Genomic DNA, 15,827 nt, shown 5'->3' with positions numbered 1-15,827 from the left:
TAACATGTTACTTTATTGTATATAAATGGATCAGGTTAAGCAGGAATTTTAAATGGCAGTATTAATCATGGATAGCCTCAGACGCAGAGTGACTTTGCTATGGCTATTTTTATATTGTTTAACCTTATTAGTAAGCATCCACTGGCTATGGCAGTACAGTTATCAACAATTACAAATAACTAACCAACAACAGCTAGACAGATTCAGTCGTCATATTGATAGCCAACTCGGCCATTTTTCATTTATCCCTCAACTATTGTCTCGCCAAGGTATTATTATTAACGCTTTAATGGCTTCTGATAATAGTGCGCAACTTGATTTAACTAATCGACACCTTAATACCATCAACACAATCGTCGGCGCATCAGATACCTATCTATTAGATAAAGATGGCACTACGATTGCGGCGAGTAATTGGAATAAAAAAAGCACTTTTATAGGCAATAATTTTGCGTTTCGTCCCTACTACCAAGATGCCATTCAAGGCTCTCCTGGACGTTATTTCGCATTAGGGTCAACCTCAGGCAAACGTGGGTACTACTTTTCATATCCTGTTAATTATGCTGCTGAAACGATTGGTGTGGTAGTGATTAAGATGAACTTATCTTTAATAGAAAAAGATTGGGCAGGCAAAGAACAATCTTTTTTGGTGACCGACCTTAATAATGTGGTTTTTATCTCATCTGAAATCAAATGGCTTTACCACAGTTTATCTCCACTCTCAGAGCAGCAAAAAAATGATTTGCGAGAAACCCGTCGCTACCTTGAGCGTAAAATAGACTATGTGCCAATTTCAGGGAATTTAAACACTAACGCCGACCTCCTAAAATTAGATAATAAAAAATTAAATAATAAAAAGTGGCTACCTACTTATTACCTCTCATTAATTAAAGCCTTTGATGATGAACAATGGAATGTACGTGTGTTAGCGCCTATTACCCCAATCCTGTTCGATATCCTTTTGTTGTTCTTATTGATTACTTTACTGTATATGCTTTTATACCTGACCCTTATTTTAATTAAGCAAAAGCAAACTCGTCATCAGGAACAAGTGCTTGCTGAAATAAAGTCCAAACAAAAGTTAGAATTTACCGTAATGCAGCGTACTTCTGCATTACAAGCTGAAGTAGAGGAGCGACATAAGGCTGAAGCCGCGTTAAGATCTACACAAAAAGAATTGATTCAATCTGCTAAGTTAGCCGTATTGGGACAATTGTCTGCCAGTATTAGCCATGAACTTAATAATCCCTTATCGGCTATTCGTACTTATGCTGAAAATGCAGTGCTTTTTCTAGAGCGAGATAAGTTAGATCAAGTGAGTAATAACCTAAGCCGTATTACCCACTTAACGGAACGCATGGCAAAAATAAGTTCACAACTTAAATCTTTTGCGAGAAAGTCCAATGGAGAGTTAAAGATAATTGCTTTGCAACCGGTTATTCTCGCAGCCCATGAACTGTTAAAACCACAATTAAAAGCCAATAGAACAGAGCTAACAATGCATTTACCTAAACATTCCATTCATGTAAAAGCAGAACCTATTCAGTTAGAACAAATTGTTGTTAACCTTCTCTCTAACGCTTTGCAATCGATGCAATACAGCGATCATAAATTGATTGAAATTGAATTAATTGTTGAATCCGATATTGCGAAGATTAAAGTATTGGATCAAGGGACTGGAATCGATGAAGCTCATCTCCCTCACCTTTTTGAACCCTTCTTTACCACCAAAGAAACAGGACTGGGCTTAGGTTTATCAATTTCTCAGCAAATCATCAATAATATGCAAGGTACATTAACGGCTAAAAATAGAGTATCCAGTGGTGCAGAGTTCTGTATCTCACTCCCCGTCAATAATAACAATATAAACACCAAACAATAATTAACACCGTCAGATTAAAGTAACAGAAGTAAATCAAGATTAAGGAAAATGAATGAGCACAGTATTTTTTATTGATGACGAAATAGATATGCGTCTAGCTAACCAACAAACGTTTGCTTTAGCCGATATAGAAGCAGAATTTTATGCAGATGCCGAGTCTGCATTAATTGCAATGAAGGAAACATTACCGTTGGTTGTGATATCGGATATCAGGTTACCCGGTATCTCTGGCTTACAATTATTAAATACCTTAAAACAACGCGATGCAGACTTACCGATCATCTTGATAACAGGGCATGGGGATATTTCTATGGCCGTTGAGGCAATTAGAAATGGTGCCTATGACTTTATCGAAAAACCCTTTGCATCGGATAGATTAATTGAACATACACGCAAAGCCTTAGAGAAACGTCAACTCACACTTGAAAATAGAGAATTAAAAAAAGCCTTACAAAATAAAGAAACATTAGGGCCACGGATCATCGGCAACACACCCAGCATGCTGACACTCAAGCAAATGGTTAATCGCGTGGCAGATAGCCATGCAGATATATTACTCTATGGTGAAACAGGGACAGGTAAAGAATTAGTAGCTCGCTCCTTGCACGAACAAAGTCAACGTCGTTCCAATAACTTTGTTGCTGTCAACTGTGGTGCGGTACCCGAAAATTTGATTGAAAGTGAATTATACGGACATGAGAAAGGCGCATTTACTGGTGCAGATACACAACGAATAGGTAAATTTGAATATGCACAAGGCGGTACGCTATTCCTTGATGAAATTGAGTCAATGCCAATGCAGGCACAAGTGCGTTTGTTACGAGTATTGCAAGAACGCAGTCTAGAGCGTGTTGGTTCAAATAAAGCCATTGATTTGGATATTCGTATCATAGCGGCTACTAAAGTAAATTTAAAAGAAGCGCCCAACTTTAGACAAGATTTATACTATCGCCTGAATATGGTCACCCTTGATTTACCCCCGTTACGTCATCGCAAAGAAGACATCGCCAAATTGTTTCATCACTTTTTATTAATTGCGGCGGCGCGATATGGTAAAGCAGCTCCTGCGTTACCCGCAAATTCATTACAAGCATTACTAAGTCATGACTGGCCAGGTAATGTGCGTGAATTACGAAATGCAGCAGAACGTTATATTTTATTAGGTTCCTTATCAGACTTAAATGATGTCAATAATGATGTTAACGCCGGATTAAGTTTAGCTGAGCAGGTAGAAGCCTTTGAAAAAACATTAATCGAACAAGCTTTAAGTATAACCAATGGCAGTATCAAAAATACAATGCATGCACTTAATTTACCGCGTAAAACGCTATACGATAAAATGCAAAAACATGAGATCGAAAAGCAAAATTTTAAAGCAGAATAACGGTGACTGTTGACAATGATTAGCGGGCTTTACTGGCGAGGAATATAAGTCATAAATAGGTAATTGAATTGGATCCCTTGTTCATAAAAGGTGTTATGTATAAAAAGGTCTGTGCATATAAGATGTTATGTATAAAAGCTGTTATGGATAAAAGCCTTGGCCATAAAAAAGGTGCTGATGTAAATAAACCACCAGCACCAACTAAAACTTTTTAACTTGTTATGTAGATTAGTGACTGTTTTATAACAGCCACTATTCTAGTTGACTCTCTACTTGGTGACGATTTCAGGTCCCATCATCATATTAGGTAACCAAGTTGAAACCCAAGGTACATAAGTCACAATCATTAAGAATAAGAACATCACCCCTACTAATGGTAACGAGGCTTTGACCACTTTCATCATGGACAGCTTGGCCACCCCTGCCGTTACAAAGAGATTCAAACCAACGGGAGGAGTTATCATCCCTATCTCCATATTTACCACCATCATGATGCCTAAGTGAATCGGGTCAATACCTAATGCAATCGCAATCGGGAACACTAAAGGTGCAACAATAATCAATAAGCCAGAAGGCTCCATAAACTGGCCGCCAATCAATAATAATAGATTAACGACAATTAGGAATTCTATTGGACCTAAACCAGCTGACAACATTGACTCTGTTATCATTTGTGGAATACGTTCTTCAGTTAATACATGTTTAAGAATTAACGCATTAGCAACAATGAACATCAACATGATGGTTAGTTTACCCGCATCATATAACGTCTTGCGCGTATCTTCATGGCAGAATACATGCATCGCTTTAAACCAATATGCTTTGGCTTTTTTCTCTGCTGGTTCCTTATCTGCTAATGGGCCCATATCCTTATAAACAAAGTTTGAAATAATAAATGCGTACACAGCGGCAACAGCAGCAGCTTCAGTCGGTGTAAAAATACCACCATAAATACCACCAAGGATAATAACAATCAGTAATAATCCCCAACCAGCATCTTTTGCAGAATTGAACACTTCGCCCCAACCAACAAAAGGTTGTGCAGGAATGTTCTTATAACGCGCATAAATATAAATGGCGATCATCAGCATTACTCCGGCTAACAGGCCAGGAATAACGCCACCTAAGAACATGCGACCAACGGATACATCGGTTGCAGCTGCATAAACAACCATAACTATTGAAGGAGGAATCAGAATACCTAACGTACCAGCGTTACAAATAACCCCTGCAGCAAACTCTTTGGTGTAACCATTTTTGACCATACCAGCAATAACAATACCACCGATTGCTACTACCGTTGCGGGTGAAGATCCAGATAAAGCAGCAAACATCATACAAGCCACAACGGATGCCATGGCTAAACCACCACGTAATGACCCAACCAGTGCAATTGCAAATCGAATAATACGTTTAGCTACACCACCCGTTGCCATAAAGCTAGAAGCAAGAATGAAGAATGGGATCGCCAATAAAGTATAATGACCAGTAAACGCATTAAGTAATGTTTGTGCGATAGACGCTAGTGATGCGTCAGAATGCACCATCAAAAAGACGATACTTGATGCACCTAACGAAATCGCAATAGGCACGCCGATGATCATCAATGCAATCACCATAATAAAAAGCATTAACATAGCCATTAGTTACTCTCCTTGTTAACATCCGCTTTTTCTGTTTTATTTTTTTTCTCATTGCTTTTGTTGGCAACGCTTTGCTTAATTTGATTGAGTTCAATATTGTCTTGTTCTTGATGAAACTCATCTAGTTGTTCTTCAGCTTCATGACTGGCAATCATACGGTCTAATTTATTAGTCATAATTAACCAAGTGATTTGCAAGAATCTGAACGTCATTAATGCCATACCTAAAGGCAATGCAAAGTAAGGAATAAATCGAGGTAGTCTTTCGTATCGCTCTCCTTCATTAAACCAACCTGAAAGAAACTGTAAGATGTCAGGCATTGGAATATCTTCCGTCTCATACCAAGCTCGGTCAGTAATAAAAGGCACCCAATAATTCCAAGAACCAATTAATAATGAAACAGAAAAGAATAAACAGAAGAATACAGAGACCAAAGCAAATGTCTTTCTTAAACCCTTTGGCGCAATATTGATAACAACATCAACACCAATGTGAAAATGTTTTTTAATGCCATAAGAGGCACCTACTAAGACCATCCAAGCAAACATAAATACAGTTAGCTCAAGTGCCCATAAAATATTGTCGTTAAATACGTAACGTACTACTACATTTGCAAAAGTTAGTAATGTCATTAACCCTAAAAATGCTGCGATTAGGGTTTCTTCCATATAATCAGTCATTTTGCCTATTCGGGTTAAAATTCCCTTTTCCATCTGCCTTACTCCTTTACCTTTAACTTACTGTGCTTTTTATTATTTTTATTAACTTAAGTTATATTGTTAACCTGTACTGTTAATTAAGGCACTGCCTACCTAACAATGGTAAACAGTGCTTAAACAGTTAATATTATTGGTTAGCGGCTTGAGCAGCTTCAAGTAAGTCACTACCGATATCTTTTTCAAACTTTTTCCAAACAGGTTTAAGAGCAGTAACCCATTCACCACGTTGCTCAGGTGTTAGAGTACGTACTACGCCACCGGCTTTGATGATATTTTGTTTATTTGCTTCATTCACCATAGTTGACTCAGCATTTCTCACTTCAGTCACTTCTTTTAAAATGGTGCCTAATTGAGTACGAATATCGTCAGGTAGGTTGTCCCACCAATCGCCAGATGTCACAACTAAGTAGTCTAAAATACCGTGATTCGTTTCTGTAACGCCATCTTGAACTTCAAAGAATTTTTTACCGTAAGTGTTAGACCACGTATTTTCCTGACCATCGATAACTTTAGTTTGCAAACCACCGTAAACTTCTTTAAAAGACATTTTTTGAGGATTCGCACCTAGTTGTTCAAATTGTGCCACTAACACATCAGAAGCTTGTACACGGAACTTAAGCCCTTTAGCATCACTTGGTAATAACAAAGGTTTATTCGCCGACATTTGTTTCATACCGTTATGCCAAAACTCTAAACCTTTAAGGCCACGACGATTCATCGCATTTTTTAACTTATCGCCTGCTTCAGAGTTCTGAAATCTATCAACAGCAGCAACATCGTCGAATAAAAACGGCAAATCAAAGAGTCGATATTTCTTAGTAATTTTTTCAAACTTAGATAAAGAAGGAGCAGCTAGTTGTACATCTCCATTTAACAGCGCTTCTAATACTTGGTTATCATCGTAAAGTGTTGAGTTAGGGAAAACTTGCATACAAGCTTTACCATTCATTTCTGCATTCACTCGTTGCTCTAATAATGAAGCAGCTACGCCCTTAGGATGTTTGTCAGAGTTAGTAACATGACTAAACTTGATCACCATTTCTCCTTCATCACAATTAGCATAAGCATTAACACTACTTAAAAGTGCAGCACTACATAGAGAAATAACGGTTAATTTTTTAAACATTTTGAGCTCCTATATCCATATTGGTACGCAACAATGCGCTGTTTTTCAAATATGTAAAACGACTGAGTCATTACATAAAGCATATATAGCAAGTGCCGAGCCAATGTTACCAATTTGTTGCAAACTCAGTGATAGCAAGCGATGTATGTTAAAGAAGTGTTTCTTAAAAGGTTTAATAAAAAATAAATGGGCGGGATCCTACCCATTATAATTTGCTATATGTGTCAGTAACCGCCCTTTTAAATATCTAACTTACTCGTAGCCAATGTTATGCACAATATTATGTAATTATAGAAGACGCTGGGCGCACCAATTTTAGTGTTGAAAGAGTAATAATATTGAGGGGTATAGGACAGGCAAGCTTTAGCTAGATACAGGTTAAATTTGTATTAGTATTATAAAAAAGGTTTATAAGAGAAAGGTTCAATAACAGAAAGGTTCTGTGTTAAAGCAGTGGCATTAAATAGCAAAAACAAAAAAGGTCACCTGAGTGACCTTTTTTAATAATCTTATGCCTTGTGCTAAATAATTTGTAGATACAAGATTCTAATATCTGATTTAACTTAGTTTTTAATTAGCTTTAAGTTTATTTAGCTTATTTAGTTTTACGGCGCGACGCACCAGCAAATCCTAATAACGCCAAACCTAAAACAGCAAAAGTAGAGGGTTCAGGGATAGCAGTCGCCGTAAAATCAAGGTTACTAATCGCTCCTGAACCGTTAAGATGTATCTCAACAGAGTAAACGTCAGCAATATCAAAGATTAAACGGTCCCAAGTATTATCTCCACCCGTTCCGAGTGTATTAAATTGACCAGGGTTAATTTCAACACCATTTAAACCATATAAGTGGATAGCATTATTTTGTGTCGCTTCTTCTTTTTCAGTATCAAAAAAATCTAAGCTGTTTAGTGTCACACTATTTTCAAAATCAATACTAAAAAAACCACTTGGACGCTTTCCTTCATCATCTGGATTAGCACAAGAAGTTGCATTACAAGACGCTTCATTTTCATGAATGATTAATACATTTCCCGGGTTAGCGATGCCCAAATTAAGTTGGTTAATTTGATTAACATTAATAAATGGAGATTGTAAATCAGGATCTAGCGTATTAAGTAGTGATGTATCAAACGCTACAGCTACATTATCTGTATTTCTGGCGACGTTAGTACCGTTAAAAGTCACGCCATATTGGGCGCTATACTGACTATTAACAATGTCTCCGTTGCTTAAATCATCAAATGTAATCGTCGTTGCCGATGCAAGTGGCATCATGGCAGCAGAAAGGGTTAGTGCAATCCAGTGCGTTAATTTCATAGTTATTCCTTAACTTTTAAATTATTTATTTACTTATTTCTTTAAGTATTTATTTTCGTTGAACTGTAATTACAAATTTATAACAATACTTGTTGCTTTATTTGCTGATTCACTTAATACATTAATGAATTCACTAACAAGCAATCAACTTTATATAACATTTGTTTTACAATTCGAATTTTTACTATTGAATTCTAACAAAAATCAACAGTCATTAATTAATGTAAATAATATAAATATACTAATTAAGTATAAGAAAACTACCTAAAAGGTATACATTAAGACAATGTATTTAATATTGTCGTTGATCATTCAAAGAAAAAGTATCACTTAATAAAATAGTAACTAAACTGCACCCTATTAAAATCGGGTGGCAGTTTAGCAAATAAATAGTAAATGCTCAGAGTTAAGCTATTTATGCTTAGCTCAATAGGAAAAGCGGGATTTAGTCGTTTAAATGAGCATTTTTCAACGAAGAAATAGGTTTAAATAGCAACGCTCTGACTAGTTCCAGAAAACAAACGTTTTGCTTTTAGCAGCGCTCCAAATACAACCGAGCTAAATGCATCAGCGACAGAAATATCCACATCAGGGAAACGCTGTGTCAGTGCTTGTTGAACTAACGGAGATAACCCCATGCCACCCGTTAAATAGATTATTTCAGGTATTTGTTGTGCTTGTTTTATTGTGTCATCAATCATCACAAACATTTTATCAAGCCAATTATCCATAGTTTCAGCAACTTGTTCGCGCTCTATATCTAAGTGCAATGTACTCTCAATAAACGATAACGATAATTGTGTTTGTTGTTTATCACTCAGTTTTATTTTAGACAACTCTATTGCATGCATTAATTGATGCGTCAGTCGTTGTTTTTGTACCCGTTGCAAGCGCATTAAAGGCAATGGATCTTGGCTTTGATAAATATATTCAGCGATTGATTTGCTTCGTGCTGGCGAGTAAAAGTCACTCATCAATGGAATATTATCAATGTCATAAACCCCAGAGAACAACATATTAGGGATCGCTTTTCCATTATCAGTACGTCCACCTCGTCCAAATAGAGGCGAAACAATGCCACTAGCTAATAATTTATCGCAAACAATTCCACCTTGGCGAATACCTTGTGTTGAATGAATATCTTCGTCACGATCTAGTTTTTCAGCATTTTCCTGACTTAATAAACAGAAGGTAACATCGGATGTACCGCCGCCGAGATCCACCACCATCGCTTGTGTAGGCTTCTGTATTTTCTGTTCAAAGTGATAAGCAGCAGCCAAAGGTTCATGAATAAATTCAACTTCTACAAATCCGACTTTATTTGCGGCACGCAACATTAAAGCTTCGGCTTGCTTATTGCCTAACTCACCCATGGTGGAGTGATAATTCACAGGACGCGCAATGACAACTTTATTAATATTGATATCGAGTTGTTTCTCTGCGCATTTTTTTAAATAGGAAAGAAATCGTACCACTAAAGTTTCAAAGCTATCTAGTAAACGTTTCGGTATCTTAGCCCCTAAGAAGTTCTTCGGGCTATTCACATAACGCCCTTCATGCGGAGTTTGTAAAAAAGCATTAAAGCCCTGCTCCCCAAATAAAATTTCGCCCGCAGCTAACATTTCGTTGAGTGTTTGTTCATTGGCTTTAGCATCATGGCTATCAGCGCCAGACTCATCATGTGCAAGATAAATAGCAGAACGTATTTTGTAAGGATTGTCACTGTTTTCATCGACAACGATCAAGGTAGGTTGATCGTTAACAAGTGCGGCTACGGCACAATTACTTGTCCCAAAATCAATTCCAATAAAATCAGATGGCATTATATTTCCTAGTCATGCAAAAAATGAAAAGACGCGATTCTACAGTAGGCAATTATAAATTTATACCCGTTATCTTTTCATATTCAGGTCAATAAAAGCAGCACACTCCTACTTGCTTATTTTTTCATCTTGATTAGCAACAAATTAATATTCAAATATCAAATGAGTTAATTTAATAATACTTGTTTACACCTATCTAATTAAAAATGACTCCCTAAAATTTTCTTTAAAAATGTTTCATGAAAATAAATATTTACAGTAAGACTAAAAGATGTAAAATAAATGCATCTTTAAGTCTTATAGGTTTTTATATGCATATTACGCGTTATACCGACTATTCATTACGTGTCTTGATTTATCTAGCAATCCATCAAGAGCAATTAGCGACCATTAGCGTAATAGCCAACAGCTACGGTATTTCAAAAAACCATTTGATGAAAATTGTGCAACAACTTAATCAACAGGGTTATTTATTAGCAACGCGTGGAAAAAATGGCGGCATAAAATTAAATCGCCCTGCTGAGCAAATCAACATTGGGCAATTAGTACGTGAAATAGAAGACAAAAATAAACTAGTGGAGTGTTTTGGGACTGACAACCAATGTGTGATAACACCAAGTTGCCAATTGAAAAATATTTTTGCAGAAGCACAAGAGAACTTTTTTTCTACCTTAGATGCTTATACATTGAGTGACCTTGTAGGACCAAAACAACAAGGAAAGTTAGCTGATCTGTTAGCAATTAAAGTTATCTAAGACTATTTAAAGCTGTCTAGCGAGTTTGAAAAGTTATTAACTCTCAATCAATAAATTACAATTAACAAGAAAATACTAACGGTGATATACCATGATTAAAATAACAGATCCAAATGATAATAGCCGTGCGGCTAATCAACCCATTGCTTTTCTGGAATTGGCATTTCGTCCTTTATTTTTATTTGCAGCCATATTTAGCATGATCAGCTTACTTGTTTGGAATGGAATATTAACCGGTAATCTAAACATTAGGTTATTTGGAGGTAGTCTTTGGTGGCATATGCATGAAATGTTATTTGCCTTCGCGACCACGGTTATTGTTGGGTTCCTGTTAACCGCAGTGCAAAATTGGAGTGGTGTACGCAGTTTGCATGGTAAAGGGTTAGGTGCTCTGGTCATTTTATGGTTATTAGCGCGTATTGCATTCTTTTTCCCAGATCAATTACCGCACACATTAATTATTACCCTAGATGCCTTATTTTTACCATTATCTGCCTTAGCTTTAGCGATACCTATCGTTAAAACGAAATTGTGGCGGAATTTAATGTTTATTCCTATTTTACTGATCATGGCCATTACTAACCTGATCACACATTACAGTGCCATCACTAACAATCCAATACTGATGGGACAGGCTGCTACCTTTATGGTGTTATTAATTACCTTAGTGATGTGTATTATGGGCGGTAGAGTCTTCCCTATGTTCACTGCCAATGGAACAAAAACCCCGCGTGTAGATGCACTGCCCTTATTGGAAAAATTATCACTGATTAGCATACTAATTACCATTTTCGTTGCTGCATTAGCAACATCAACATTGATTGATGTCCCTGGTCTATTGGTTGCAGTGTTATTTATTACCACCAGCGTCATACATGCAATACGTGTATTCCGTTGGAAGTTTTCAGTGACCTTATCAACTCCCTTAGTATGGTCACTCCATATTAGTTATTGGTGTATCGTGATTGGACTCTTAATGTTTGGTTTATCACAAATCACCTACCTAGTTAGTCATTCTCAAGCTATCCATACGCTTACTATCGGCGCAATGGCAACAATGATTTTGAGCATGATCTCTCGCGTTTCGCTAGGTCATACGGGACGAATAATCGCAGTTGGAAAAACCATGAGTATCGCATTTATCGCGATCATATTGGCCTTTGTAGTGCGCGTATTTGGACTGTACTTTATTGCCAACTATAGCCACGTGCTATCACTTACCGTGGCTTTATGGATAGTTGGTTTTGGCTGTTTTGTTGTCATTTACACACCTATTCTATTGCGCGCTAAAGCACGTTAGATCAGGACTTATAAGGTAAGAAGCACACCTTAAGTTGTTTCAACTAAATAAAATTTAAACAAGTAAATTAACTATTGGAGATAAAATATGAGTTGTTGTGGTGGATGTGGCGGTTCGGGTCATGAAGAAGATAAAAAGAAACAAGAAGAACAACAAGAACAACAACAAGAAAAGCAAGATAAAGAATAACTACTATCATTTTTAGCGTTATTTTCTTATTAAAAATCTGCTAAGCATAATGTTGTCAATATGTGTTTAGCTGGTTTTTTCTCACTCTATTCTCTTCAATTTTTGTATTCTCAAGCTCATGTTTACTCACCTCATAAGAGAAGACTAAATCACTTCTAATGAAAAGCTGAGTTTTAATTGTCCTCACAATAGTTTTAATTGTCTTCACAGTAGCTTTAATCGTTTTCAAAGTAGTTTTAATAGCCTTCACTCTGTTTTTGATGGTATTTACTAGTCACCGCGACGACTAATTCAACTTTACTAGCACCTTCTCAGTGCATTTAATCAATGTTTTTCTTTTTTGGTGCAATTACTCGGTAATAAAACCAGTAATGATGCTTATAAAAAATAGCAAGTAATTGATAATAATTACATTTCTACTCTTGGCACCTATCCTGCTATATCCAATCTGCTATAACGAAATAACATAATGCGTTAAATAGCCAATAACGAATGTAGATAATACGGACATTAATAATCGAGTCTAAATTACCCGTTGGTATTAAAAAAATAACAATGAATATTAAAAAATTACAAATGGATATTTATACCTGGTTAGACAGCTAATCAGCTAATCACCTTAGCGACTGCATACCGATTAATGAAGATAGTGAATAAATTGTAAGGGCTCAATGGTAAGACATTAAGCAACATCCATACAATGACATTTACATATTAAATAATAACGACGTTTATAAAGCCTTGAGCATTAAAGTATATTAATACGCGTTGTTTGGTCAAATTAAGGAGGAATTCATGAGTATTCTAAATAATATCGATAACGTCAGAAACCATAATAATAACAATAACGCTATCAACAACACTGATACAACCTTCAGCAGTCCGAGTTATTCATCTACCAAATTAGCAAACCTTACAATAAAAAAAGGTGAATTTATATCACTAATAGGCCACTCAGATTGTGATTTATCGATATTAAACACCCTGATGAAACATGACTCGATAACGAGTTACAACCCATTATTAATAGATAACAAAACTTACAACCCTGATTACGATATGACATTTGAAACAGCTTTTGTTCCTAGTACAAAGCTTCCGGTAATACTTGATCAGCAATCTTTATTACCTTGGTTAACCGCTTATCAGAATGTTGAATTAGCCGTTGAACAAGTATTTGCCAATTCCATGAAAAAATCAGAGAAAAAACAATGGATCAAATACAACTTTACTGTAGTGAGAATGCAGCATGCCATGCATAAACGTCCAAATGAACTGTCTGAGGAGATGAAACAACGCGTTGCAATTGCACATGCATTGTCTATGCAACCTAAGGTATTAATAATGAATGAACCTTTTTCATGTTTAGATGCGATAACCAGAGCCGATATGCAGAATGCTTTAATGGATATACATAAAACACTTAATAACTCGATGATCTTGATTACTCAGGATATTGATCAAGCATTATTATTATCTGATAAAATCATAGTCATATCGGACGAACAAAGTGCATCTATTGGTGAATCAGTGATAGTGGACTTACCACGCCCTCGCGAACGAATGAGTTTATCTGAAAATGTTCACTTTAAACGCTTGAAGTCTGAGTTGTTAGATTTCTTATATCAGAAAAAATACAAGCTAAACTCTGTACGCCACAAAGTCATTAATACAAGCAATCAATCAATGACTGCTTGATGGTTATTTAAGCACAGATTAAGCTTCCGATACCCGTAGATCACTTTGCCTGTCAGTTTCCTTTACGTGCGGATTTCAAAAGTGATCTACTTTTTCTTAAGACGATCTAAACGGACTTAAGGTGAATAAAACTACCTGACGTACAAAGCAATAGATATGAAATGGCTGAATGAGCCCATTAAAACAAACAAGTGCCAGATACCATGCGCGTGTTTTAACTTATCAAAGTCATCCAATACATAAAACACAATACCCACTGTATAAGCTATCCCCCCTACCGTTAACCAAGTAATGCCAGGCCCTGGAATAGCATTTTGCAAACTACTGTATTTAAAAACACATATCCATCCCATGGCTAAATAGATAATGATTTGCAACCACTCTATACGTTTCACAATCAATACATCAATGACCAAACCAATGACAGCAAGTCCCCAGACTAACCCTAACATCAACATGCCTCCATCACCTTCTAAAGAGAGCAACATATAAGGTGTGTAGGTACCTGCAATTAGCAGATAAATTGAAACATGGTCTAACTCTTGGAATATTTTTTTTAGCTTAACGCTTTGTAAACTATGGTACAGAGTAGACATGGTATAAAGCATAATTAAGGTTAACCCAAATACAACATAACTCACCACTATGCGCCAATGCGCTTGTTCGAAAGCAATGGTTAACAAGGACCCGAAACCGACTAATACTAATATAGCCCCAACAAGGTGAGTGATACTGTTTAACTTTTCTCCATAGTACATAAATACGGTTCCTTGCTGAATAAAATTTCAATAATAACAACAGCAACAACAGTTAAGTCTCTCAATAATAAGGGTATAATCTCTGAACTTACTCATTGAATTCAAGATTGCTGTACTATTGTTTGTATTATCAGTTGTACTATCAAGAGAACAGACAAATATATTGCTAGCAAATTCAGTTTACTCTGTTTTTAAGCATCTAAGAGGAAAATACATGTCACCAAATACATTCTACCCGATCGGACAAGCAGGAGTTGCTTGGTCTGTTAATGAAAAACAGCAATGGGCAAATAGCTGTGTAAAATCTCGTTCATATCAACAACAAGTTGTCACTTTATTAAAGCAATTCTCCACTGACTTTGAACTTGTGCAATACGGTGCATTAACAATTGATCCTGACAGTTATCCTTTGTATGCACTCACTAATAAACAATGGCATAACAACAAGCCAATTATTTTAGTGACGGGAGGAGTACATGGTTATGAAACCAGTGGTGTTCATGGTGCGATACAATTTTTACAAAGCATTGCGAGCGACTATACCGACCATTTTAATATCGTGGTGTTACCCTGTGTCAGCCCATGGGGTTACGAACACATTGTTCGTTGGAATCCCTACGCAATCGATCCCAATCGTTCGTTTGTAAGCAATAGCCCAAGTGAAGAAGCCAGTAATGCCATGCAATATATTGCACAGTTACAGGGTGAAATACTGCTCCACATTGATTTGCATGAAACAACAGATTCAGATGAAAGTGAATTTAGACCCGCTTTAGCAGCGCGAGATAGTGAAGATTATATAGCCGGTACCATTCCCGATGGTTTTTATTTAGTTGGCGATTCAGCTAACAAACAAATTGATTTTCAAGCGGCCATTATTGAAGCTGTTAAACAAGTAACACATATTGCACCTGCCGATGAGCAAGGTGAGATCATAGGTTCTAAAGCCGAAGCTGAAGGTGTTATCTATTATCCTGTTAAACAATTAGGATTATGTGGTGGTATCACGAATGCCCCATACACAACCACCACTGAAGTTTACCCTGATAGTGAGAAAGCAACTGCTCAAGATTGTAATAACGCTCAAGTAGCCGCAATCAAAGCTGCTTTAGACTTTGTACTTACATCTGTTAACAATACTTAAATTAAACGCTGATAGAAAATAGCAGAGCAGCCTGAAGATAATATTAAACCTATGATGGGTTATTGGTTCAATATTTTAACGCAAACAG

Annotated in this window: 12 protein-coding genes; 6 read left to right on the top strand and 6 right to left on the bottom strand. The window is 36.5% G+C overall.

Annotation, left to right across the window (positions count from 1 at the left end; all coding sequences use genetic code 11):
- Positions 1-52 precede the first annotated feature (52 nt).
- Positions 53-1,882, top strand: coding sequence for a sensor histidine kinase (locus MT391_RS01015; protein ID WP_499496650.1), 1,830 nt, complete (start codon positions 53-55; stop codon positions 1,880-1,882).
- 52 nt (positions 1,883-1,934) lie between these two features.
- A complete protein-coding gene (locus MT391_RS01010) occupies positions 1,935-3,266 on the top strand; it encodes a sigma-54-dependent transcriptional regulator (RefSeq protein WP_499496649.1) in 1,332 nt (443 codons plus the stop codon).
- A gap of 269 nt (positions 3,267-3,535) precedes the next feature.
- On the opposite strand, the gene MT391_RS01005 is transcribed toward MT391_RS01010, so the two are convergent.
- The 5 genes from MT391_RS01005 to yegD form a co-directional block, all read right to left on the bottom strand.
- Entirely contained in the window at positions 3,536-4,909 is a 1,374-nt protein-coding gene (locus MT391_RS01005; protein ID WP_166371452.1) for a TRAP transporter large permease, read from the bottom strand.
- A complete protein-coding gene (locus tag MT391_RS01000) occupies positions 4,909-5,622 on the bottom strand; it encodes a TRAP transporter small permease (RefSeq protein ID WP_499496648.1) in 714 nt (237 codons plus the stop codon). Before MT391_RS01000 ends, MT391_RS01005 begins: the two co-directional genes overlap by 1 nt.
- A gap of 133 nt (positions 5,623-5,755) precedes the next feature.
- A complete protein-coding gene (locus tag MT391_RS00995) occupies positions 5,756-6,754 on the bottom strand; it encodes a TRAP transporter substrate-binding protein (RefSeq protein WP_166371448.1) in 999 nt (332 codons plus the stop codon).
- 595 nt (positions 6,755-7,349) lie between these two features.
- Positions 7,350-8,072, bottom strand: a complete 723-nt coding sequence (locus MT391_RS00990) for a PEP-CTERM sorting domain-containing protein (protein ID WP_166371446.1) — start codon at positions 8,070-8,072, stop codon at positions 7,350-7,352.
- Positions 8,073-8,557: 485 nt separating this feature from the next.
- Positions 8,558-9,895, bottom strand: a complete 1,338-nt coding sequence (yegD, locus tag MT391_RS00985; protein ID WP_499496647.1) for a molecular chaperone — start codon at positions 9,893-9,895, stop codon at positions 8,558-8,560.
- A gap of 311 nt (positions 9,896-10,206) precedes the next feature.
- Between yegD and MT391_RS00980 the strand changes: the two genes are divergently transcribed.
- The 3 genes from MT391_RS00980 to MT391_RS00970 all read left to right on the top strand — a co-directional run bounded on the left by MT391_RS00980 (position 10,207) and on the right by MT391_RS00970 (position 13,837).
- Positions 10,207-10,650, top strand: a complete 444-nt coding sequence (locus MT391_RS00980) for an RrF2 family transcriptional regulator (protein WP_499496646.1) — start codon at positions 10,207-10,209, stop codon at positions 10,648-10,650.
- Between the two features lie 91 nt (positions 10,651-10,741).
- Positions 10,742-11,950, top strand: a complete 1,209-nt coding sequence (locus MT391_RS00975) for an NnrS family protein (protein ID WP_499496645.1) — start codon at positions 10,742-10,744, stop codon at positions 11,948-11,950.
- A 984-nt stretch (positions 11,951-12,934) separates the two neighbouring features.
- Positions 12,935-13,837 (top strand): ATP-binding cassette domain-containing protein, encoded by a 903-nt coding sequence (locus MT391_RS00970; RefSeq protein ID WP_499496644.1) that lies wholly within the window; start codon positions 12,935-12,937, stop codon positions 13,835-13,837.
- 131 nt (positions 13,838-13,968) lie between these two features.
- On the opposite strand, the gene trhA is transcribed toward MT391_RS00970, so the two are convergent.
- Positions 13,969-14,595, bottom strand: coding sequence for a PAQR family membrane homeostasis protein TrhA (gene trhA, locus MT391_RS00965; protein ID WP_499496643.1), 627 nt, complete (start codon positions 14,593-14,595; stop codon positions 13,969-13,971).
- Between the two features lie 214 nt (positions 14,596-14,809).
- Here trhA and MT391_RS00960 point away from each other — a divergent pair, with 214 nt between their 5' ends.
- The gene (locus MT391_RS00960) at positions 14,810-15,739 is read left to right on the top strand and encodes a M14 family metallopeptidase (RefSeq protein ID WP_499496642.1); all 930 of its coding nucleotides are present in this window, start codon (positions 14,810-14,812) and stop codon (positions 15,737-15,739) included.
- The last annotated feature ends 88 nt before the right edge of the window (positions 15,740-15,827 follow it).

The sequence above is a fragment of the Vibrio sp. 1-Bac 57 genome (assembly GCF_037546855.1).
In the GTDB taxonomy this organism is placed as follows: Bacteria; Pseudomonadota; Gammaproteobacteria; order Enterobacterales; family Psychromonadaceae; genus Psychromonas.
This window is presented reverse-complemented; position numbering and strand designations above follow the sequence as displayed.